Origin of the sequence: Parabacteroides sp. MSK.9.14 (genome assembly GCF_019041495.1) — a bacterium.
Taxonomy (GTDB): Bacteria; Bacteroidota; Bacteroidia; order Bacteroidales; family Tannerellaceae; genus Parabacteroides; species Parabacteroides merdae.
In genome coordinates, this window is sequence record NZ_JAHPXO010000020.1 from 23576 (window position 1) to 45458 (window position 21883).

Annotated in this window: 16 protein-coding genes; 5 read left to right on the forward strand and 11 right to left on the reverse strand. The window is 45.7% G+C overall.

All coding sequences use genetic code 11. The features are described 5' to 3' along the window. Positions 1–14: 14 nt before the first annotated feature. The 10 genes from KTG12_RS11930 to KTG12_RS11975 form a co-directional block, all read right to left on the reverse strand. Entirely contained in the window at positions 15–1160 is a 1146-nt protein-coding gene (locus KTG12_RS11930; RefSeq protein WP_138272866.1) for a Rid family hydrolase, read from the reverse strand. A gap of 109 nt (positions 1161–1269) precedes the next feature. After that, positions 1270–1878, reverse strand: a complete 609-nt coding sequence (locus KTG12_RS11935) for a response regulator transcription factor (RefSeq protein ID WP_138272867.1) — start codon at positions 1876–1878, stop codon at positions 1270–1272. Positions 1879–1889: 11 nt separating this feature from the next. Further along, positions 1890–2594 (reverse strand): hemerythrin domain-containing protein, encoded by a 705-nt coding sequence (locus KTG12_RS11940; RefSeq protein ID WP_005644460.1) that lies wholly within the window; start codon positions 2592–2594, stop codon positions 1890–1892. A gap of 15 nt (positions 2595–2609) precedes the next feature. Then, entirely contained in the window at positions 2610–3764 is a 1155-nt protein-coding gene (locus KTG12_RS11945) for a Rid family hydrolase (RefSeq protein WP_022321405.1), read from the reverse strand. Between the two features lie 15 nt (positions 3765–3779). Next, positions 3780–4490, reverse strand: coding sequence for a hypothetical protein (locus tag KTG12_RS11950; protein WP_005634120.1), 711 nt, complete (start codon positions 4488–4490; stop codon positions 3780–3782). 10 nt (positions 4491–4500) lie between these two features. After that, positions 4501–5715, reverse strand: a complete 1215-nt coding sequence (locus tag KTG12_RS11955) for a porin (RefSeq protein ID WP_005634118.1) — start codon at positions 5713–5715, stop codon at positions 4501–4503. Positions 5716–5737: 22 nt separating this feature from the next. After that, complete coding sequence (locus tag KTG12_RS11960) at positions 5738–7171, reverse strand: di-heme oxidoredictase family protein (protein ID WP_005634117.1); 1434 nt, start codon at positions 7169–7171, stop codon at positions 5738–5740. Between the two features lie 146 nt (positions 7172–7317). Next, positions 7318–8583 carry an imelysin family protein gene (locus tag KTG12_RS11965; protein WP_005634115.1) on the reverse strand — a complete coding sequence of 422 codons (1266 nt, stop codon included), beginning with the start codon at positions 8581–8583 and terminating at the stop codon, positions 7318–7320. 36 nt (positions 8584–8619) lie between these two features. Continuing rightward, positions 8620–9960 carry a hypothetical protein gene (locus KTG12_RS11970; RefSeq protein ID WP_005634113.1) on the reverse strand — a complete coding sequence of 447 codons (1341 nt, stop codon included), beginning with the start codon at positions 9958–9960 and terminating at the stop codon, positions 8620–8622. A 588-nt stretch (positions 9961–10548) separates the two neighbouring features. Beyond that, positions 10549–10983 carry a DUF6078 family protein gene (locus KTG12_RS11975; RefSeq protein WP_036723900.1) on the reverse strand — a complete coding sequence of 145 codons (435 nt, stop codon included), beginning with the start codon at positions 10981–10983 and terminating at the stop codon, positions 10549–10551. A gap of 679 nt (positions 10984–11662) precedes the next feature. Here KTG12_RS11975 and KTG12_RS11980 point away from each other — a divergent pair. From KTG12_RS11980 to pflA, 3 genes are all read left to right on the forward strand, one after another. Beyond that, positions 11663–14392: a DUF6383 domain-containing protein gene (locus tag KTG12_RS11980; protein ID WP_155143467.1), complete on the forward strand. Its 2730-nt coding sequence runs from the start codon at positions 11663–11665 to the stop codon at positions 14390–14392. Positions 14393–14819: 427 nt separating this feature from the next. Beyond that, a complete protein-coding gene (pflB, locus tag KTG12_RS11985; RefSeq protein ID WP_155143469.1) occupies positions 14820–17060 on the forward strand; it encodes a formate C-acetyltransferase in 2241 nt (746 codons plus the stop codon). Between the two features lie 16 nt (positions 17061–17076). Continuing rightward, positions 17077–17799: a pyruvate formate-lyase-activating protein gene (gene pflA, locus KTG12_RS11990; protein ID WP_122205401.1), complete on the forward strand. Its 723-nt coding sequence runs from the start codon at positions 17077–17079 to the stop codon at positions 17797–17799. A 2-nt stretch (positions 17800–17801) separates the two neighbouring features. On the opposite strand, the gene KTG12_RS11995 is transcribed toward pflA, so the two are convergent. Further along, positions 17802–18107: a DUF4884 domain-containing protein gene (locus KTG12_RS11995; RefSeq protein WP_005644453.1), complete on the reverse strand. Its 306-nt coding sequence runs from the start codon at positions 18105–18107 to the stop codon at positions 17802–17804. Between the two features lie 276 nt (positions 18108–18383). Between KTG12_RS11995 and ahpC the strand changes: the two genes are divergently transcribed. Continuing rightward, on the forward strand, positions 18384–18950 hold the full coding sequence (gene ahpC, locus KTG12_RS12000) for an alkyl hydroperoxide reductase subunit C (protein ID WP_005634091.1): 567 nt from the start codon (positions 18384–18386) through the stop codon (positions 18948–18950). A 4-nt stretch (positions 18951–18954) separates the two neighbouring features. Beyond that, positions 18955–20520: an alkyl hydroperoxide reductase subunit F gene (gene ahpF, locus KTG12_RS12005; RefSeq protein ID WP_155143472.1), complete on the forward strand. Its 1566-nt coding sequence runs from the start codon at positions 18955–18957 to the stop codon at positions 20518–20520. Positions 20521–21883: the final 1363 nt, after the last annotated feature.

Genomic DNA, 21883 nt, shown 5'->3' on the forward strand with positions numbered 1-21883 from the left:
TTCTGCCCAAATGGCTAAAGTGCCGCAAACCGTTCATCTCCTTTGGCTGTCACCGCTGTACATTCCATTTCGACCAGCCAGCCGGTTCGGCAAACCGGAGCACGTACGATGATATAAGGGAGGCTGGGATGATGTTCGTCTATATAACGTTTGACCCGCGCATAATCCGCCGTATCGCGGATATAGATTACAGCTTGCATGATGTCATTCAAAGTGGCGTCCGCTTCTTTCAGCAGGGCTTCGATATTCTCAATCATGCGGGAAGTTTGTTTTATGACATCGCCAGCATGCACGATTTCTCCGTATCGGTCGATGCTTGCCGTGCCGGAGATAAAGACATGGCGGCGGTCGCCGTATGTGACAGCTGTGCCTCGTTCGAACGTAACGCCGTATTCATATGTGCGGTTCAGGTGTTCTGGTGCATATAGATAGCGGATTTGTCCGGGGCAGATACCGGAAACAGCATATGTGTCCATTGTCACGAATACCATCGGGTCGAAATAGCGTCCCTCGATTCCCGTACTGGCGATGAAATGAGTTTCTTCTGTCAGGTTTTGTGTCGCGAACACTTCTTTGCGGGCTTTTACCACACCCGGATAATTCACGTCTACATTCTGTACGAAAATCCACGTGCGCAGGCAGTTGGCCGCCAGTGTACAATTGGCTTCCGTCAGTTGCAGGATATAATCGCGGAAGATCAGGCGGGTCTGGTATTCCGAATTGGCCGCCCTGTTGCACTGGTTGGCACCTAAAAGCTGGCCATATGCACCGTGACGCGCCTCAAACAACCCATTTGACAACACCTGTGTCTGTACACCAGTCTGCAGCCAAGCCCACAATGCAATCTTCGTGCCGTTCATCGGAGCCTGCTGTACGATTGATAGTGCGCAATAGGGGGAAAGCCGTTCCCGTTTCATCAGTTCATCTGTCTGGTTGGTTACGTCACTCAGAAAATAACGCCGGAAAATAGCGACCGGATTACCCGGCAGCTCTTCCACTGAACGGGCGTAAACATCTTGTATGTGCTGTAACTGAGTGTGAAAATCCTCCAGGCAGTTCGTCTGTTGGAAGAAGATATGGTATTCCGTTATGCCTTTGGTGGATTGAAAGGAGGTGATTTGCACCTCCGTCGTGTCGTATGTTTTCCTTATCAGGTTCATATTTATATTGTGTTTTTGTAGTATAGATCGTAAAAATAAGGCTATTTAATTGAAATCAGAAAATTGAGAGTTGAAAATTACTTAATAAAGTAAGGAACGGTACTGTTTGTTAGCCGTTCAAGTCCTTCAACTCTATCAATTTGTTTACGATGGCATAGACAGTCAAGCCGCTGGCACTGTGTACTTGCAATTTTCGGGCGATGTTCCGGCGGTGGGTAATAACGGTGTGGGTGGATAGGTATAACCTGTCTGCAATCTCTCGGTTTGTCATGCCTTTTACCACACAGACGACAATCTCTTTTTCCCTGCTACTCAGTGTCTGCTGGTCCTCGTTTTCCCCTTCTTCGGACGGAACTTCTTCGGTGTTGAGGCGTTCCAATTTATTTTTCAACTCATCGGCATTATCGTATATTGATATCTGATCGTCATAGGAGCGAAGCAGAAACGGGTCGTTTATATTATATTGAAGGGCAAAACATTTCATATCCGGGCAGCCGCATTCGTCTTTCAGATGTTGTAGGTTGAAGTTTCCCGGAATGGAAGGATTTACGATCAGGATGTCCGGCTTATAAATGCGTAAGCCCTCTGTCAGACAGTCTGCTGCTGTTATTTCGGATATCTGGATACGGAATCCAGGTAAGCGTTTCAGCAGTGTTTCCAGTCCGCACCGGATGATGGAGGATGATTCGGCTATCGTTATTTTAATGTTAGTGGACATGGCAAGTGGTTTTATTGTTTTTCTAAAGACAGAATAGCAGGTACGAAGATGTAGTCTTCTACCCGGTTATGAGAGGCAAGGTCTTGTTCTGTTGCGAAAATATCGAACAGGACGCTGTTGAGCAAGTTACTGTCCGGTCCCGGATAATACTTCAGGATCAGGTTCTTCAGTTCCGTGATTTTCATCTCGATCTGGTCATGCCGTTTGCGGAAGATGGTGATGTTATATTTCGGGTCTTTCTTTCCTTCCAGCAAATTGCGGACATACGGGAAGACGGTTTTCTCTTCGTACGACATATGTTTGTGTACCTCTTCGGCATATTCGTCGAAAAAGCGGCGGATCACGAAGGCCACATCTTTCGGGCAGCTCACGATCGCCTCTGTCAGTTTGTGGCGGATATGGGGAAGACGGAAGTTCAGGAAATAGTCGTGTGCATTATGCAGATAAGTGATAAGCGAAGAGATGGAGATATCTTTATGGACCTCCGCTGCCGGGATTGTCTCCGTTTCCGTCAGAAAGTTGACGACAGTCAGGAATGTATATGTGTCGATCTTATTCTGCCGGCATACTTCCCCGATGTTTTTCTCTCCGAACCCCAGGTCGATACCGAAGCGGCTCATCACAAGGACCATCGGATAATTCTCGCATATCAGGTCACTCATCTTGCTTGTTTCCCTGTATTTTCCGTTCTTCATGTTTCCCATATCTTTTATCATTTGTATAGTAGATTATTATAAGTATGCATATTGAGGTGCATCCGCCGGTATGACAGCTATGCATTCCGTTTCGATCAGCCAGCCCGGACGACATACGGGAGCATGTACGATCAGGTGGAGAAACGACGGATACCGGCTTTCGATATATTGCTTGACCACGACATAGTCGGCCGGGTCGCGCAAGTAGACGATTGCCTGCATGATGTCTTGCAATCCGCCTCCCGCCTCCTGTAGCAAGGTGTCGATGTTTTCCAGCATGCGTTCCGTCTGCTTCAGGATATCCCCCGGATACATGATCTCGCCTTGATTGTCGATACTCGCGGTTCCGGAAATGAAGATTTGTTTCCGGTCGCCATAGGTTACAGCTGTCCCCCGCTCGAAAGTCACTCCGTATTCGTATGTCGGATTCAGGTGGGTGGGAGCATAGAGGAACTGGATTTGTCCGGTCTGCAAGCCTTTTACGGCATAAGTATCCATCTGGACAAAAACGTTCGGATCGGCATGGCGTCCTTCTATTCCCGTACTGGAAATATAATGGGTCTTTTCCGTCAGGTCTTGCGTGATGAAAACCTCTTTGCGGGCCTTGACGACGCCGGCATAGTTGACATCCACGTTTTGAACGAAGAACCAGGTACGGATGCAATCGTTTGCCAACTTGCATCCTTGCTCGGTCAGTTGCAAGACGTAATCGTTCAGCAAAAGCCGTGTCTGGTACTCGGAGTTGGAAGCCCTATTGCAAGAGCCCCCGGTCCAGTATTGTGTATAACGGTTGTGTTTGGCTTTCGACATTCCGTTTTTGGTCGTTTCGACAGTGATACCGGTCTGAAACCAAGTCCACATGGCTATTTTGCTCCCGTTTAGTGGAGCTTGCTCCACGATGGAAAGAGGGCAATAGGAATTTTCGCATTCCCAAACCATCACCAAGTCGGCCTGGTTGGCAGCGTCGCTCAGGAAATAGCGCCGGAAGACGGCAGTCGCATCGTCAGGTAACACCTCTTGGATAACTGCCACATAGGCCCGTTGGATGTTCTGTAGTTGTCCGGAAAACGGCAATGTCCGGTCTGTAATAGTGAGTAGAACGTGATATTCGGTAACCCCACCTTTCCCGGCAAAGGAAGAAATTTGAACTTCGATAGCTTTGTCTGTGTATGTCTTTTTGATATAATCCATGTAATATGTGCTTTCTTATTCTTTAGCTCCGTTATTGATCCAATCGTCGAGCAACGTCAGAGTGCTGGATGTCGTGATGACGTTGGTATGATCGTACTTGACAATGTTCTCGTGCAAGATGACGTGCAGGAAACTTTCCTCCGCGCTTCCCGGCTTGACCAGTTTCAGCCCTTCCTCGCTTTTATCAGCTACGACATCGACTAAGGCTTTGTAACTTTTGCCTTCCGTGAGGTACAGTCCGGCAGCAGGTTCCGTACTTCCTCCATGGCAAGCCGTACAGGAACGATTGAAAATTTCGGTTTGGATACTGTTGAACATGCCGGCATCCAACTTTCCGGCATCCAGCCGTATGGTATCCGCCTGTTCCGTGTAGTCGGCGGTATAGAAACTGGCAATCCTTTTGCGTAGTTTGTTGATGACACAAACTTCGATCTGTGTGACTTCACTGGGAATACCGGCCAAGACCATGTTTATCGTCCCGTCGGCTGTCTGGCTAATCCCTTTTGCCGTTTGTGCGAAAGCATTGTCAGGGGTGAATCCGGCCAGTACGACGCTGTAACCGCCTGGCCAGGAATCTATCCCGTTGATTTGGGCGGTTAACTTCACTGTTCCTCCTTCCCTTTCCGTCTGATTGTTTTCATCATATATCTTGCCATCGTCGCAGGAGATGGCAAGACAGGAAAAGAGCAATAGCCCGGAGATGAATGAATAAACTTCTCTTTTCATGACGTTACGATTAGAAAGTGTACTGAAGTAAGACGGTTCCGGAATGCATGGCTAATCCTAAGTCGTCGTTGTCGCGGTCAAGCTGCGTGTCATGTCCGGTACGTCCGATGAACTGATACATGGCTTGCAGTTTCAAGTTGCAGCTGGTGAAGAAATAGTTAAATCCGACGGCCGGCATATTCAGAAAACCGTTTGTGTCCAATCCGTTGCGGTTGAAGAAGTCATAACGGGCTGTCGCTTGTAGTTTGTTGGTAACGAAATAACCGCCTTGCACGTACCCCCCTAAATAGTTATAGCTCTCGTCAATTTTCTGCCGTTTGGTAAACCCTACATTCATATAATAGATTTCAGCGCCGAGATACAGGCGATTCTTCAACATGGCGAATTCTGCTCCTGCCCGGAAATCGTTCGTACTTTCGCTTTCGCTCTCCACATTCAATGAAGTGGAAAGACCGAACAGCATCTTATCTTCCTTCAAACGGTTCGGGCTGCCCTGGTTGGACGGCATAACTCCTTTCGGCATGTACGTGATGCGGCCGGCATACAACAATGACGGGATATGCCAGTCGTCGCTGAACGTTTTGGATGCCACGTTGACGGAGCTTCCCGTTCCGTTGAAAATCCCAACTTCGTAGCCGAACTTATCCTTTACCAATCCGTGCACTTCCACTCCGAGGTCGAATCCCATGCCGATGTTCGGTGTCACGGCATTAAGAGAATAAGGCAGGATAACGGATGAGGTGAGCGATGTCGGCAGTGTCGGCATTAACGTCTCGCCCAGCGTAGTCAGGTAAGCGTGCGAGAACGGAGTCTTGAACTTGCCAACACGTATGGCAAAACTCTTTTTTATCTCTACGTCGAACCAAGCCTGTTGAAGGATGTTTCCTCCGTTTCCGGCAGCATTGATGGAGAGGTTGAATGTCACCCGGTCGAATGCCTTGCCCGTGAAACCGAGGATGGCATAAGGGATCGAGAAACCGCTGTTGTGTATATTGTCCTGATTGTAGGCCGGGTCCAGCCCTTCATCGTCGTAGTAGTTGATGTTAGCACTGGTCTGTACCAACATATAAGGTTTGAAAACGAAATCCCCCTTCTTGGTAGCGATTGTAAAACCTTCTTTGCCGTTTAGTGATACGACACCGTTTTCCGTATCTTCCTCATATTGGGCCATGACGGCCAACGGCAATAGTAATAATGCTGCAATTGTGATTATCAGTTGTTTCATTTTAGTTTGTCTTATGGATAAATTATAAGGAGTTGAGGAATGCGATCACTGCCTCACGCTCTTCCTTGCTCATTTGTTTGAATAAATTTTTGGAGGCTTCCCCTTCGCCTCCATGCCACATGATGGCTTCGGTCAGGTTGCGGGCGCGTCCGTCATGAAGGAAATAGGTATGACCGTTGACTTTCTCCTGCAGCCCGATACCCCAAAGCGGCGTAGTACGCCATTCGTTTCCTCGTGCCAGGCCGCTGACATAATTGTCGTTCAACCCGACTCCCATGATCTCCGACCCCATGTCATGCAGTAGGAAATCAGAATAAGGATGTATGGTCTGTCCGCCGAGCCATGGCAAACGTGTGCCGTTGAGCAGTGTGGAACCGCCCGCTTGCGTGTGCAGCGTAGTGACGTGGCAGAGATGGCATTTCGCTTCGTAAAACTTTTGTTCTCCTAAGATGACCTGAGGGTCGTTTATGTTGCGCCGTGCCGGTACGCCGAGGCTTTGCATGTAAAGGTCCACATCTTCCATATCGGCGGTCGATATGTCGAGCTGGTCGTACGAGAGTCCCATCATGCTGCCTTGGTTGATCTGAGCCTGCCCTTCGCAAATCTCTTCCGGATAGCGGCTGTTTGTCACGCCCATATCGCTTGAAAAGCCCAGTTCGACGGTCAGGTCAAGATGCTGTGCCTTGTTTCCTGAAAGGCCGACACCGGTGACACCCTTCTCGGTGATATAGTTGCAACGTCCGCTGATACCATATTCCGGATAATTGCTTTTGGCAGCGAGCGCTTCGATTTCCCTGCGGTCGATTGCCATCATCTGTCCCATACCGACGTGGCGTAACGGGATGCGTACGGTGCAGAACAAATCTTCCGGGGCGATACTGTCTTTATACCATTCGGTTATCGTGTAATTGGGTTTGCATAGTTCGTAAGTCTCTCCGTCGGGGAAGGAAAAAGTCTGCTTGTCGTATGTGACGGACAACTTACCTTCCGGTTTGACGCCGTAGATGGCTTGGTCGTGCAATACACGTCCGTAGTCGCGGAAGAAAGCACCGTTGCGGCGGGAGATATAGACCAGCATGGAAGAGAAACCGTAGTTGCCCGATCCGCCATTTTCCCACAATGTCGGTTTGGTCCTTCCTGCGTTGCGATGGCAACTGCCGCAGGAATAGCCGGCATAAACAGGTCCGAGACCGCCTCCGTCGCCATTGTTGCTGGTGCGTACATCGTCGTAGAGACCGTCGCCGTTGTTGAAACGGATCGAGTTGGCTCCTGTTATCCAGTCGGCGTTCGTATCGTAGGCGACCGATGAGTTTAGGAAAATCGTTGAAGTCCCTGCTGACAGCGCATATCCGTTCGGGACATCTATTTTATCCATATCCATTTTATCGTCCTCTTCACAAGCTGCGCATGCAAAGAGCAGGAATAGCGAGGATGTTAACAGGTAAGATTGCTTCATATCATTTTATTGGTTTTCTGAATTTATTTCCGAATAACGCGAGTCGCATTGTGTAATTACTCTGAAACCCTGAAACAGCGGGCATTTGTCTGCTGTTTCAAGGTTTGTCATGATCTATTATCAAGTTTTATGTCTCAGAGGCATGTTTATTTTGCTCCATCGACAGTGCGGGGCTGCCCGTCTTTGAATAGGAGATATTCCAATGTATGGTAACCACGTACGCTCTGTGCGGCTCCGATGGCTTCATCTTCTTCGTCAAAGTTTCCGCTCCATTCCAGGTCATCCCAGTTTTGTGAATTCAATACCTGTACGATACCGTTCTGGTCCAAAGGCCAGCTGTCCATGTTGGGGTCCAGACCTAAGTTGGCGACCGGACCGATAAGGAAAGCTTCGCTCTTTTCCCACGGTTCGCGTGCCGTGATCCATAAATTGCAGGCCTTTTCGAAGTTGTCGTTGCTTGGGTTTTGTCTGAACTGGTTTACCGCATCCAGCAAAAGCTTGTTCTTTTCCTGCAAGTCTTTATAAGTAGGAAGAACGACCGCATCGACAAACTGTTCGGCTATTGCATCAAGGTCATCGTCGTATTCAGGATCGCCGAATGTTTGGTTTACATACGGTTTTACTTCATTTAACAACAGGTTGGCCAGTTCCATGCAAGTGTTCATTGCGGCAACGGACTCTTCGCTGTCGATGTTGTTGCGGAACGGTTGCGGAATAGCCTGGATCGCCTTTGCAGAAGCGAAAATCAGCGTTTTGATTTCTTCGTCGAGAGCCGGGTTGGTTGAAGCGATCAGTTTTGAAAGCGAGTGTTCTGCGATGTCTCCTTCATCGTCGAAATCTTTGTAAGAGTTGAATGCACTCAGGTTTCCGTCTACTTTGGACACGTCGTTGTCGTCGATGCGGCCGTAGTATGTGTTACGGATGGAGAAGATATTGTTCGTATAGTCGTCGCGCGAATGCCAGCTATACCATGATTCGACGGCATAGAGACCGCCTTCCTTGTCACCGCTGGTATATTTGGTATACGGGTCCTTGATCTTGGCGTCACCTACTTCGTTGGCGATGTTCCACATACCGCTTTCGATCATTTCCTCGATACACGAGAGCGGGCTTTGGTAAGCTCCGGCAGTCTGGTCTTTGAAAATCGTGGCATATGGGCCGTGTGAACCCTGCTCATCGACGTAGTCGGTTACCCAAGAATTGTAGAGCATGGTTGCATCGTCGTTCAGCAACATTGCAACGTTATACATATAGTTACCCCATGCACTGGCGTTTTCAGAACTGTAATCCAGGTTGACCGGATCTTTTCCGCCACCATCCGGATTGGGGTCGTTGTTGTCGCTACATGCTCCCATCGAGAATGTCATGGCGAGCGATAAGGCTGCCAGATAGAAATAATTTTTCTTTTTCATTTTTATTGATAAGTTATTAATTTGTTTATATTGTTTTTATTTGCTGAGGAACCAGCCGATATAGGCGATAGCCAAGCTGAATTCGTTTTCGCTGTTATATTTGCCGCCTCCGATTTTGCGTGTTGTATAGTCTGCTTTCACGACAAGATTAGGTAAAGCATACCAATTGGCTCCGGCTGTCCACATGCTTACTTTGTTGCGTAAATCCATCGTGTGCTTGCCTTCGCCTTTTTCCTGTGGGTTGTAGTATTCGTAGCGGACGAACGGATAGATTACGGGTACGCTCATATTGTCTTTACAAACCGCACGCAGGTTGAACCCCACTTCACCACCGTAGCTGACCGCACGTTTGGCGATCGGGGTTGTCTGTGTATAAGGAGAACCGCCGCTTTGGTGGTTGTTGACACTGCTGAGGTCGTCGGCTTTGCTCAGGTTGCCGTATATCATGTTTGCGCGTGCGGTGACATATTTGTTTTTGTATTGCAGGTCAGCCGTATAGATGCGCAAAGGTATGTTTCCATATTTGACGTATGTTTCCGGTTTGTCGGAATTGGCTCCCGTATTGTGGCAATAGTAGAAGGAACCGCCTATTTTCAATCCCGGTACTCCTAAATAGTTCAGGCGGGCCACATAGCCCGGTGAGGTGAAGTTGTCTGTTTCGAATAGTCCCTGCTTGCCGCCGGCAACCCATGTATTGCGGTCGAACCCGTTGGCGTTCAATCCGGCAACGACCAAAGCCTGGTAGTTGAAACGTGTGTAGCCTCGGCCGAACGTACCGAACACTTCGATACCGTTTTCGTGCCAGGTAGAAGGAAGGATGGTCGTTTCGCCTTCCGGACGAGAAGTTCCGAAGAAGTTGATCGGCTCGTGATGCTCGTTGGTCAAACCGACCGGGACGATCAAATGACCGGCACGGACATTGAAGGCCGGATGGATAAGACGTGTGATGTGGAATTGTTCCAAAGCAACTTCACCGCCTTTTTCAACTTCCATTTCGTATTCTCCGTTTTCTGTGTTTTCTATCTCATAGGCACTTCCCGTACCTCCAGCCTCAAATTCTATTTCTGCTCCTAATACCCATTGGGAATTGAATTTGTAATCGAAGGCCAAGACAAAACGGGGTATGGAGATCGAATTGCGATGGTCTTTCTTGCTTCCGTTGTCCGTACCCCGGAAACGGTTGATGCCGTAGTCCATAAAGTTTGCGAGGATCTCCCCATATCCGCCGAAGCGGAACTTGTTATATCCGGCTGCATAAATGTCTGCGGATTGTTCCACTGCGGATTTTTCTGTCGTTGTTTCTTCTTGTTCCTGTGCAAATGCCGTTACACAAGAGGTGAGTAGAGTGATTGCTAATAAATTAGTTAACCTTTTCATTGCGTTTTTTAATTTTTGGCAAAATTAGAGGGGCTGTCAACGGTGTGCAATCGCAATTAGTAGGTAAAAAGGTTCCGATGTTACCCATTTGTAGGTATTGCGCCTGAATATCACCTTGATTAGGTAGTAAAAGACGTTTTTTTACTCACATATAGGTATTGTAGGAGGTGGGAAGTACCCGTATCTTTGCAATGTCATTAAGAAAGTAACACTATTAGTATAATCGCTATATCAAAACCTTTTGTCAATTATGTAAGCATATAAGATGATTAACTATATCGAAAAGTTTTTATTGGTTATTTTCGGTATAAAAAAGAAGCCTCTCTGTGAAGAGAGGCTTCTTTTTTATGTTTCCGTTTCCCATTCGCTTCTGTCCGGAATCTGTTCGGCGTCGAGTCTTGGACTTGTTCCCGCAAGGGTATGTTTGCTGCTCCGGCTGTGCCAAAACAATTACATCGGCTTGGCACAACTGTTTCCTGAGTAGGAAACGCCTGTTACATAAGCTTGGCACAACCGTTTCATGCCGAGGAAACGGTCGTTACATAGGTATGGCACAACCAATACGTAGGCAAGTAGCGTCATGTGAACTTACCAGTCGTATGCCTCGAAGTAGGCATCGAACTTTCCGGGATCGTTGATACCGCACTGTTTCAGTATGTTCAACATGCTTTTTTGTTCGTCCGGCGAGAGCGGGCGTTCGCCTTTTCGCACGCGGTAGTAAGTCCTGCGTCCGAACCGTCTCATCAGCTTGCAAATGGCTTCCTGCATCAGTTTGTAGGGCATCCGGTCCAGCATCCCGATGAAACCGAGCGCATAGGTCAGTTTATCGGCAGGGCGGAAATAAGCACATCGGTCGGTTTGCTTCTCTTGGTATTTAGGGCTGATGACGTGCCACAGTTTGACTTCGTCGCCGATCTGTTGTTCTGCGATTCTCCTCAAGCAAGTAGTGGCTTTGGGGCAATCTTGTTTCATGCAGAGCAGATAGGAGGTGGGGATGTCGGAGGAGTCGATTTTTTCTTTCATATATTCCATTAATGTATTATAGTTGTTTGATCCGTCTGTGACGGACGTTGATGTAAAGATACATAATAATGTAAGGTTTTGCAAGTCTTGAAGCTGTTATTGAGCTAAGCAACCAATACTCCGTATTTTGTATATCTTTAACAGAAGGGGGAGCTTTTCCAAGATGAAATTACGAAACCTGCTGTTTTTGCCGTTTTTCCCCTCCAATGTGAATAAAGGGAGTTAATCTTATAGGTGATTGATTATCTTTGTTTTGATGAAGATGTAAAAAAGTTTGGCGAGCGGTTGAAAACAGCTCTTTTTTTATATGGCTTTAGGCACTTTTTTCAATGTAAGTCATTGCTAATAAGAAGTATATGGGTATAAGAAGAAAAATAGCGAAAAAACGTACGTTTTCTTTCGCCATTTTCACTGCACAAAAATACAACTACTTTTTGAACCTGCAATCCTTTCTTCCAATTATTTTTCCTTTTCTATATTCTTTCTTATCAATCAGATAGCTTAACAAGTACGAAAAACCAGCTTTCCAACACAAACCCTCCCGAAAGCCCCTCAAAAATGACTAAAAAAAACGTACGTTTTCTCTCGTCAAAATACAGGAATTTGGTAAAAACCTGTTAAACAGGAAGTAAGAACGATATTCAATATACATATTATTATTAATTAAACATTTTAGATTATGAACAAGAGATTTTCTACTCTTTTGGCTGCCGCTTTGGTAGCCGGTTCTTTTAGTTCAGCTTTCGCACAGTTGGAGGGGCGTAATGTTGAATGGAAGGATGCACAAGCAAGCCGCGCTTATTATTTGGCAGGGGTGCATTTTGTGAGTCCGACAGATTACTTGCAGGCTTTTTCTTTGCAAGGATTAGTGAATGGTGCTGATATTACGGCTGCAAATCCTGTTGCTGCTGCACAATGGACTGTTGAAACTAAAAAGGTTGGAACTGTTACACATTATGCTTTCAAAAATATTGAAGGAGAACAGTATCTGGCTTTTGAAAAGAAAGATGGAGCTTATGCTTTAGCTGCCAAAAAAGAGGCAAACGATGAAACAAAGTCGTTTCGTTGGTTTACTGTTGCAGCAAACGGCAATTTGCAAGCTGTGCTTTCTGATGAAAAAGAACCGTATTTTTTAGGACTGAAGAACGATGGCACAGCAGATTGGTCATTGGCTTTATTACAAAGTTCTGAGCATCATACGGATGGATCTACTTCCGTTATCAAGAAGAAGGTAGCTCTCTACGAAATCTACAACGACCAAATTACAGCAGAAGCTTTTGCGAGCAAGTTTGGCGAAAACTTCACAATCGAGTTCCCGGAAACATTGGATGACATGGATGTGTTTGAAAATGTAAGCGTAGAAAAAATCGCCAATGATAATTTGGGTTTCAAGTTGGTTGACAACAAAGGCACAAAAGATACAAAAGACGATGAATATGTAGTTTTAGCAAACGAACGTGTTTCCAACTCAGAGTTGGCTGCCAACGCAATCGGTTATCGCTATGCAAAAATGACTGCTAAAGCGATTAAAGACAAGAAAATTGACGACAAGAACACTGTATTCTATGCTGAAGAGAACGAAACAAACATCGGAGATGGTAAATATGCATTAGTTCAGAAAGTAAAAGTTGGTGACCTGGACAACAAAGATGTGACTTTCGGTAAAGTGACAAATGATGAAACAACTCGTCAGTTGGCTTCTGTCGAATATGACTGCCATTCTACTTTCATGGGGGTTACAGTAGGCAAGGGTACACGTGTCGCTAATACTGAAGTTGCCAACGAAAGAATGTTGATTGTAAATGTAACTGCCAAAGTTGCAGACAAGAAGAATTCTTCTGCACTGGGGTTGAAGAATGATTTCACTGGCGCACGTTGGTATGATAAAGTTTCTGAAGCTGACTTCGATCAGCCACAGGGGCAGTGGTTGGTTGCTGCGGGTTCAGCTGCTAACACAATTAAGTTGATCAATGTTCAGAAACCGGGTTTTGTACAAGACAATATCCGTCTATATGAAGCAGAAGGTGAAAATACTTACACAGTATTTGCTTCTGATTTAGGTTTGTCTGGTCTTGAAACAATCACTTTGACGAAAGTTGAAGATTATGACAAGCTGAACGGCTACTACAGTACATTGTCTGACATCAATCAGAAGTTCGCCTTTGTAACAACAGGTGAATATGCTAACGAAGAAGCCGGTTCAGATCTGTATTTGAAAGCTGGTGTAGAAGGAGATGTTGTAACTGTTGTTCCTCATGCTGGTTCTGAATGGGAATTGATCCGTAACGAAAAAGCACAGGCTGTTACTGCCAACTACAAATATTATGACGGTGAAAAATGGGTTGAACTGAATGGCAAAGGTAATGAAGAAAAAGGTATCCTGCCGGCTGATACAGTTCGTCTGGCTTATTCATATGCAATCAATGCTGATGAATTAGGTTTGGGAACAGCTTGGAAGATGGCTAAGGATGACATCGAGTTCTTCTTGAAAGAAAATGGTAAAGGTACATACGCTATCGTATATGGCGCTACTGCTGATGAAGTAAAAGAATACGGTGTAATCAATGGTTCTGAGGAATTAGTAGCAGAAACAACTGACTTTACTAACTCTACTCCGTTCGAAATCATAGACTTGGATGCTGCTCCTTCTTTGGCTGCTGACAGCAAGCACATGACATTCGAAGCTACTAATAGCATTGGCTTCATCGCTTCTGACGAAAATAACAACGCAGTATTGGCTAAAGAAACAGCTGCTTTGTGGGTTGACTCTGTAAATGCTGAAGGTTATGCAACTCCGAAGTTCTTCATTTCTTACGCTGGCAAGATGATGACAACTGCTAAGAAGTTTAAAGAAATTGTTGATAAGGCTTATGCTAATGATGAAATCAGCAAGAAAGAATATGCAGAACTTACTGCTGATGAAAATCTTTACTACAAGAGTGTAGAACGTATCAAATTTGTAGACGCTGAACGTCTGTCTGGTGAAGACACTTTGGTTATCGCCGATGAAAAGTATACTGGCAAGGATATCGAAGACTTCAAGTTCAAAGTTACTGAAAACGAAGACGGTGACTATGTACTGAAAGCTAATGGTAACTATGTATATGTAATCAACGGTAACTTGGTTTACGGTACAGATGCTAAGGAAGCTGAAGCATTTGTAATCGAAGTAACTTCTGCTCCTACAGCCAACGAAGGCATCGCAACATCTGAAGTGAAAGTGATCGCTGGCGAAGGTAACGTAACAATCGCAGGCGCTGCCGGTAAGAAAGTTGTTATCAGCAACATCTTAGGTCAGGTAGTAGCTAACACTGTCGTTTCTTCTGACAACGCAACTATCGCTGCTCCGGCAGGCGTAGTAGTTGTAGCTGTTGAAGGCGAAGCTGCTGTAAAAGCTATCGTTAAGTAACGATTGATACTAAAAAAACAATACTGTCTATCGTAAGGGTGGTTAGTGAACCACCCTTACACAGGCACAATGACATTTTATAATCAAATAATTCTAGACAACCTGCGTGAAACCGTATGTAAGAGGTTTTCTTGATCTATGGTTTCAATTACCCTGCGACAGGCGAACAAGCGGTTGGATTTAATATTAATAATACTAAAGTAATGAAATTAAAAGTTCTACTGCTTTTCCCTCTGTGAAGACCGGATGGCAGACAAAAAACAGGCCCCGGCGGTATTCGTACTGCCGGGGCTTCGTTTTTATTCCCCTTATCCCTATTTGTAGGTATTTTCTCCGGTTTAACATTCCTCGTCCTTTACAATCCTTTTCAGATAGGGGGAAAAGACGTATCTTTGCGTGCCTAAACCGAAATAGACAAGATAAGCTTATGAAGTTTGAAAACGAGAACTGGGCGCAGTTCAAAGGAGAAACCTGGAAAAAGGAGATCAATGTAAGAGACTTTATCCAGAACAATTACAAACCTTATAACGGAGACGATACGTTCCTCGTACCCTCTTCGGAGAAAACGAAGAAAGTGTGGAACAAACTAACCGAGATGTTTAAGGTTGAAAGGGAGAAAGGAGTATATGATGCCGAAACGAAGCTTCCCCAGGGGATTGACACATACGGACCCGGTTACATCGATAAGGAAAACGAAGTAATCGTCGGCTTGCAGACAGACGCCCCGTTGAAGCGCGGTATCTTCCCGAAAGGCGGTATCCGCATGGTCGAAAACAGTCTGGAAGCCTATGGCTATCATCTGGATCCGATGACAAAAGAAATCTTCACCAAATACAGAAAGACGCACAACGAAGGCGTTTTTTCAGCCTATACAGACGAGATGATTGCGGCACGTCGTTCCGCCATCATTACCGGGTTGCCTGATGCCTACGGACGCGGACGTATCATCGGTGATTACCGTCGTGTACCTCTGTACGGAACCCAGATCCTGATCGAAGAAAAGAAACGTTTCCAGAAACGTCTCGATATACAGGAACTGACAGAAGAAATCATTCAGAGCCGCGAGGAGATAACGGAGCAGATCAAAGCGCTGAAAGCATTTGAGAGAATGTGTGCCGGTTATGGTTTCGATGTGACACGTCCGGCAAAGGATGCCCGCGAAGCCGTGCAGTTCTTGTATCTGGCTTACCTGGCAGCCGTAAAGGATCAGGATGGAGCAGCCATGTCTCTCGGACGTACTTCTACTTTCCTCGATATCTATATCGAAAAAGATATTTGCGAAGGTAAGCTGACGGAAGAAGAGGCACAGGAATTGATCGACCAGTTTATTATCAAACTGCGTATTGTCCGTTTCCTGCGTACTCCGGAATACAACGACCTGTTCTCCGGCGACCCTGTTTGGGTGACTGAATCGCTGGGCGGACAAGGTGTTGACGGCCGTTCGCTGGTGACAAAGACATCTTACCGTTATCTGCATACCTTGTATAACCTCGGCCCGGCACCCGAACCCAACCTGACGGTGCTTTGGTTCAACAATGCTCCGGATAACTGGAAAAACTTCTGCGCAAAAGTATCGATCGATACCTCTGCCATCCAGTACGAGAACGACGATCTGATGCGTCCGGACTATGGCGACGATTACGGTATCGCCTGCTGTGTGTCTCCGATGAAAATCGGCAAGCAGATGCAGTATTTCGGAGCTCGTGCCAACCTGGCAAAATGCTTGTTGTATGCGATCAATGGCGGACGTGACGAGAAATCGGGTGTGCAGGTGGCTCCCCGTTTCGAACCGATCACCAGCGAGTATCTGGATTACAACGAAGTGATGGAGAAATACGAGCAGATGATGCGCTGGTTGGCAAAAGTCTATGTCAATGCACTGAAGATCATTCACTACATGCACGACAAATATGCGTATGAAGCATTCGAGATGGGGCTTCATGACGGAGATGTGGAACGTATTCGCGCAACCGGTATCGCCGGCCTTTCTATCGTCGCCGACTCGCTGGCTGCCATCCGTGATACGAAAGTGAAAGTGATCCGTGACGAACGTGGTTTGGCTGTCGACTTCGAACGCGAAGGCGAATATGTACCTTTCGGAAACAATGACGACCGCACGGACAGTATTGCTGTCGACATTACCGAGAAGTTTATGGAATATCTGCGCCAGCATCAGACATACCGCAAGGCAACTCCGACACAATCTATCCTGACGATCACATCAAACGTGGTCTACGGAAAGAAAACCGGAACGACTCCCGACGGCCGTCCGGGCGGTACGCCGTTTGCTCCGGGAGCCAACCCGATGAACGGACGCGATACGAAAGGGGCTGTCGCCGCTTTGGCTTCTGTAGCCAAACTGCCTTTTCAGCATGCGCATGACGGTATTTCCTATACATTCGCCGTTTCTCCTGCAACGTTGGGTAAGGAACGCGATATCCAGGTGAACAACTTAGTGAGCCTCTTAGATGGTTATTTCACGCCCGATGGCGGCCAGCATCTGAATGTGAACGTATTCGATAAAGACTTGCTGTTAGATGCGATGGAACATCCGGAGAAATACCCGCAGCTTACGATCCGTGTTTCGGGCTATGCCGTCAACTTCGTTAAGCTGACACGCGAACAGCAACTCGACGTTATCTCGCGCACCATCAACAACAGTTTATAATTGTCCATTGATTAATATGTTGGGGCGTATACATTCTTTAGAGAGTTTCGGGACCGTTGACGGTCCCGGAATTCGCTTTGTCGTTTTTATGCAGGGATGTCCGCTTCGTTGTCTGTATTGCCACAATCCGGATACTTGGGAGGTAAAGCGTGAAACGCCTTATCTGCTGGAACCTGAAGCGTTGCTTGCCGAAGTGCTGCGCTATAAGAATTTTATCGCTAAAGGTGGTGTTACCGTGACCGGTGGCGAGCCTTTGTTACAACCTGAATTCCTTAAAGAGTTTTTCCGCCTTTGCCGTGAGAACGGTATTCATACGGCGTTGGACACTTCCGGCTATATCTGTTCCGGTAAAGCATTGGAGGTGCTCGAACAGGTCGATCTGGTTCTGTTAGATATCAAGACGATCGACGCCGGTCTTCATCCCCGTTTGACGGCCGTAAAACTCGATAATACTTTACGCTTTCTTGATGAACTGGAGAAACGCGGCATCCCTGTATGGATTCGCCACGTGATCGTGCCCGGCCTGACGGACGATGATGAAGCCTTGAGCAAGCTGGCCGAATATATCAGTTCATATAACGTGGTCCAGAAAGCCGAACTTCTGCCTTATCATACAATGGGAGCTTACAAATATGAGGCACAAGGCCTGGACTATAAGCTGAAAGGTGTGGAACCGCTTTCAGCAGAGCGTCTGGCCAATGCGAAAGCGATCTTTATGAAACACGGGATAACCGTATAAGCCTAATCGAGTGTCTGCTCTTTGATGATGATCGGTTTACGGCTGATCCGGTTGACTGTGCGGACACTGTCGCTTTCAATACTGGTAACATCTCCCTCGCAGTTGGTGAAATAGATGTAATGTCCCATATCCATGAAACGATAGACCTTACACCCTTCGTGTTCGAACAGATATTCGACTTGATAAGTGGAATTGTTTACCGGTTTTTCCTTTGTAAGGGGTATTTGTGAGACACATGAAGAAAGACATGCGTTGCAAACGAGCAATAGACTTGCTGAAAATGTATTATACAAACTAGCTCTTCTCATCTTCGAATATTTTTAAGTTAACATCCAAAGTTAACAATTAAAGAATCACATGGTATGATCGAAAGGTATTTTACCTACAATTAGGTATATTTTTATTGTTCCGGAAAACATTACTTTGCTTCCTATTGTCATAGTAGATAAGTATGCTTGCAGATAGAAATCCGTCTATCGGCAGATAAAAATTATCAATTTGAAAAATTCTTTCAATCAGTATCTTACGATTTACCTTTGTAGGGTAAACAAAAAATAGTAGTAACAAATTAAATAGTAAAAATCATGGAACCAATTATCAATTCACAAGTACCCGAATTCAAAGTTCAAGCTTTTCAGAATGGTAGTTTCAAGACAGTAAGTAGCGAAGATATCAAGGGCAAATGGGCCATCTTTTTCTTCTATCCTGCCGACTTTACGTTCGTATGTCCGACCGAATTGGTCGATATGGCTGACAAGTACGGCAAATTTCAGGAGATGGGTGTCGAAGTATATTCCGTAAGTACAGACTCGCACTTTGTACACAAAGCATGGCATGATGCTTCCGAAACGATCCGTAAGATCAAATATCCGATGCTGGCAGACCCGACAGGGGCTTTAAGCCGTGCATTCGGTGTGATGATTGAAGAAGAGGGTATGGCTTATCGCGGTACGTTCCTGGTAAATCCCGAGGGAAAGATCAAGATTGCCGAAATCCACGATAACGGTATCGGCCGTAATGCAGACGAATTGCTTCGTAAAGTTGAAGCTGCCCAGTTCGTTGCTTCTCACCCGAACGAAGTTTGTCCTGCAAAGTGGAAAAAAGGCGAAGCAACCTTGAAGCCGAGTATCGACTTGGTTGGTAAGATCTAAAGTTATGTTAGACTCAGCAATGAAAGACCAGCTTTCGGGTATTTTCTCCGGACTGGTATCCCAATATGTATTTGATATACAAGTCGCTCCCGATCACGAAAGCCGTCAGGAGCTAATAGACCTGCTTGGTGATGTGGCATCATGCTCGGATCATTTGTCATGCAGCGTTGCGGATGGCGAAGGACTTCAGTTTACAATTGTAAAAGACGGTATGCCTACCGGTATCCGGTTTCGTGCAGTACCTAACGGACATGAGTTTACATCCTTGTTGTTAGCTGTCCTGAATAGTGATGGAAAAGGTAAAAATATACCGGACGAAAGTATCTGTGCCCGTATCAGAGCCTTGAATGGTCCGATCAAGCTGACGACTTATGTTTCTCTTACTTGCACCAATTGTCCGGATGTAGTGCAGGCACTCAATGTCATGGCTACTCTCAATAGCCGGATCACCCACGAAACGGTGGATGGCGCTATCAACCAAAAAGAAGTTGAGGCCATGAAAGTACAGGGAGTCCCTTCTGTTTTTGCCGATGGCAAACTGATCAATGTGGGGCGTAGTGATTTGGGAGAATTGCTTTCCAAACTCGAAGCCCAATACGGAATTAATGAAGGGGGTGTTGATAACTCTGTTGAAAAACCTGTTAAGAACTATGATGTGTTAATAGTGGGGGGTGGACCTGCCGGTGCAGCTTCTGCCATCTACTCGGCACGTAAAGGCTTGAATGTCGCAGTGATAGCCGAACGTATCGGAGGACAGGTCAAAGAAACGGTCGGTATCGAGAACCTGATTTCCGTTCCTCAGACTACCGGACAGCAGTTGGCGAACGACCTTCTGACACATATCAACGACTATCCGGTCGATATACTGGAGCATCGCCGTGTGGATAAAGTCGAACTGGATGGATCGGCGAAACTTCTGACCACTTCTACCGGTGAACGTTTTTCTGCTCCTGCCCTTATCGTGGCGACAGGTGCAAGCTGGCGCAAGTTGAATGTTCCGGGCGAAGCGGACTATATCGGAAAAGGTGTCGCTTTTTGCCCTCACTGCGATGGTCCGTTCTATAAAGGTAAGCACGTAGCGGTTGTCGGCGGTGGAAATTCGGGTATCGAAGCGGCTATAGATTTGGCTGGCATTTGTTCGAAAGTGACGGTTCTGGAATTTATGGACGAGCTAAAAGCCGACCAAGTGTTGCAGGAAAAAGCAAAGAGCTTGCCGAATGTGGAAGTTTTCTTGCATTCCCAATCTTTGGAAGTGCTCGGTAATGGCGATAAGGTGACAGGTCTTCGTGTAAAAGATCGTAAGACGGATGCGGAGCGGGTGATCGACCTGGACGGAATCTTTGTCCAAATCGGCTTGGCTGCCAATAGTGGCGTTTTCCGCGACGTTGTCGAAACGAACAAACCGGGTGAGATTGTAATCGATGCGCATTGTCGGACGAATGTTCCCGGCATCTATGCGGCTGGCGACGTATCGACCGTACCCTACAAACAGATAATCATAGCAATGGGAGAAGGAGCGAAAGCAGCTCTGTCTGCTTTTGAAGACCGTATGAGAGGTTTAATCGGTTAATATTTAGTATTTGTTATGAATGACGAAGGTGTGCAATATTGAACTGCATGAATGTGTGTTCAAAATTGCACACCTTTTCTTTTTTTTACGCACAAAACCCCGACTTTCACCAACAGGGCAACCGCATCAAAATTTTCCAAGGTTGTGATCTCCATACGAAGTTTTCTACAAATCCTCTATCACTCTATCACTACGAAGGTTGTAGCTATTAATATTCAAGCGTTAGAGGAGTGATAGAGGAAAACATCCTGTATCACTGCCTCTATCACTCCTCTAACAGGACGTTTTTATCATATGATTGGAAACCAATATATTGCTTTCTTTTGCCTTTGAAAAAGCATATAAAATAATCGAATAAACAAATGTAAAAACGAATGCAATAGGTGTTAAATTGACGAAATACGGTTCTTCATTCCACAAAAGCCCTCTCTTTTTTTAGCAAAGACAAGCACATAATTTCGTAAACACCCCCATGTTGCCATCCTTAACATCCGGGTGTAGAGAACTGGTACACCCGGGTGTAAAAGGGGGCAACATGGGGGTGTCCGGCAACAAAAGTGCCTTGCCGGACAATAAAAACCACCCGGCTTTACCTATTTTATAGCCGTTTTTACATAAAATAATCGAGTGATTTATAGGGATGGAAATTGGGTGTTTATTGTTTGTGTTATTTATAATACGCTAATCTACAGATGTGTATAAGCGTAATTCCTGTTTCCCATCTAAATTGCCAGTGATAGGGTAGTGATACCGTAGTGATAGAGAAAACGGGCATATATCACTAACGAAACAGATTGAATATCAATCGATAAAAAAGAAATCAGTGATACAGTGACAGAGGAAATGGGAAAAACTTGTATGATAAGGCCCTATTTTTTTCTTTGGTATATTTTATACGATTTCTGAATTTTAGTGCAGTTGCCCTGCAAAATGGCGTATCGTTCATTACGACACACTTTCTTTTATTTTATGGATAATTTTTCTTCTTTTTGCCACCTAAAGGCCGTTTTTAACTCCATTTCCCCAGCCTTCTTCTCAAAATGGCAGTTTGTTACTGCAGGATTACTTGAGTAAAAATTTATAAGTGATTATAAATAAGGATGATATGTGTGTTCGTGAAGAACAGTAAAAAAGCCCGTTTTCAAGGGGTGAAAGTTACTTGTTTTTACTTGTAACTTATTGGGAATAAAAAAGATAGTAGTCAGAAACAAAATGACTAAAAAAACGTTCGTTTTAATTCGTCATTTTTACTGCACAAAAATACAACTACTTTTTGAACCTGCAATCCTTTCCACAAATATTTTTTCTTTTTCTATATTCTTTCTTATCAATCAGATAGCTTAAGGAGTACGAAAAACCGCCT

What these genes read in the sequence shown, in the direction of transcription:
- KTG12_RS11980 (WP_155143467.1), top strand. Translation starts at nt 11,663, where the DNA reads ATGAACAAGAGATTTTCTACTCTTTTGGCTGCCGCTTTGGTAGCCGGT.
- pflB (WP_155143469.1), top strand. Translation starts at nt 14,820, where the DNA reads ATGAAGTTTGAAAACGAGAACTGGGCGCAGTTCAAAGGAGAAACCTGG.
- KTG12_RS11965 (WP_005634115.1), bottom strand. Translation starts at nt 8,583, where the DNA reads ATGAAAAAGAAAAATTATTTCTATCTGGCAGCCTTATCGCTCGCCATG.
- pflA (WP_122205401.1), top strand. Translation starts at nt 17,077, where the DNA reads ATGTTGGGGCGTATACATTCTTTAGAGAGTTTCGGGACCGTTGACGGT.
- KTG12_RS11995 (WP_005644453.1), bottom strand. Translation starts at nt 18,107, where the DNA reads ATGAGAAGAGCTAGTTTGTATAATACATTTTCAGCAAGTCTATTGCTC.
- KTG12_RS11950 (WP_005634120.1), bottom strand. Translation starts at nt 4,490, where the DNA reads ATGAAAAGAGAAGTTTATTCATTCATCTCCGGGCTATTGCTCTTTTCC.
- KTG12_RS11930 (WP_138272866.1), bottom strand. Translation starts at nt 1,160, where the DNA reads ATGAACCTGATAAGGAAAACATACGACACGACGGAGGTGCAAATCACC.
- ahpC (WP_005634091.1), top strand. Translation starts at nt 18,384, where the DNA reads ATGGAACCAATTATCAATTCACAAGTACCCGAATTCAAAGTTCAAGCT.
- KTG12_RS11940 (WP_005644460.1), bottom strand. Translation starts at nt 2,594, where the DNA reads ATGATAAAAGATATGGGAAACATGAAGAACGGAAAATACAGGGAAACA.
- KTG12_RS11945 (WP_022321405.1), bottom strand. Translation starts at nt 3,764, where the DNA reads ATGGATTATATCAAAAAGACATACACAGACAAAGCTATCGAAGTTCAA.
- ahpF (WP_155143472.1), top strand. Translation starts at nt 18,955, where the DNA reads ATGTTAGACTCAGCAATGAAAGACCAGCTTTCGGGTATTTTCTCCGGA.
- KTG12_RS11970 (WP_005634113.1), bottom strand. Translation starts at nt 9,960, where the DNA reads ATGAAAAGGTTAACTAATTTATTAGCAATCACTCTACTCACCTCTTGT.
- KTG12_RS11935 (WP_138272867.1), bottom strand. Translation starts at nt 1,878, where the DNA reads ATGTCCACTAACATTAAAATAACGATAGCCGAATCATCCTCCATCATC.
- KTG12_RS11960 (WP_005634117.1), bottom strand. Translation starts at nt 7,171, where the DNA reads ATGAAGCAATCTTACCTGTTAACATCCTCGCTATTCCTGCTCTTTGCA.
- KTG12_RS11975 (WP_036723900.1), bottom strand. Translation starts at nt 10,983, where the DNA reads ATGAAAGAAAAAATCGACTCCTCCGACATCCCCACCTCCTATCTGCTC.
- KTG12_RS11955 (WP_005634118.1), bottom strand. Translation starts at nt 5,715, where the DNA reads ATGAAACAACTGATAATCACAATTGCAGCATTATTACTATTGCCGTTG.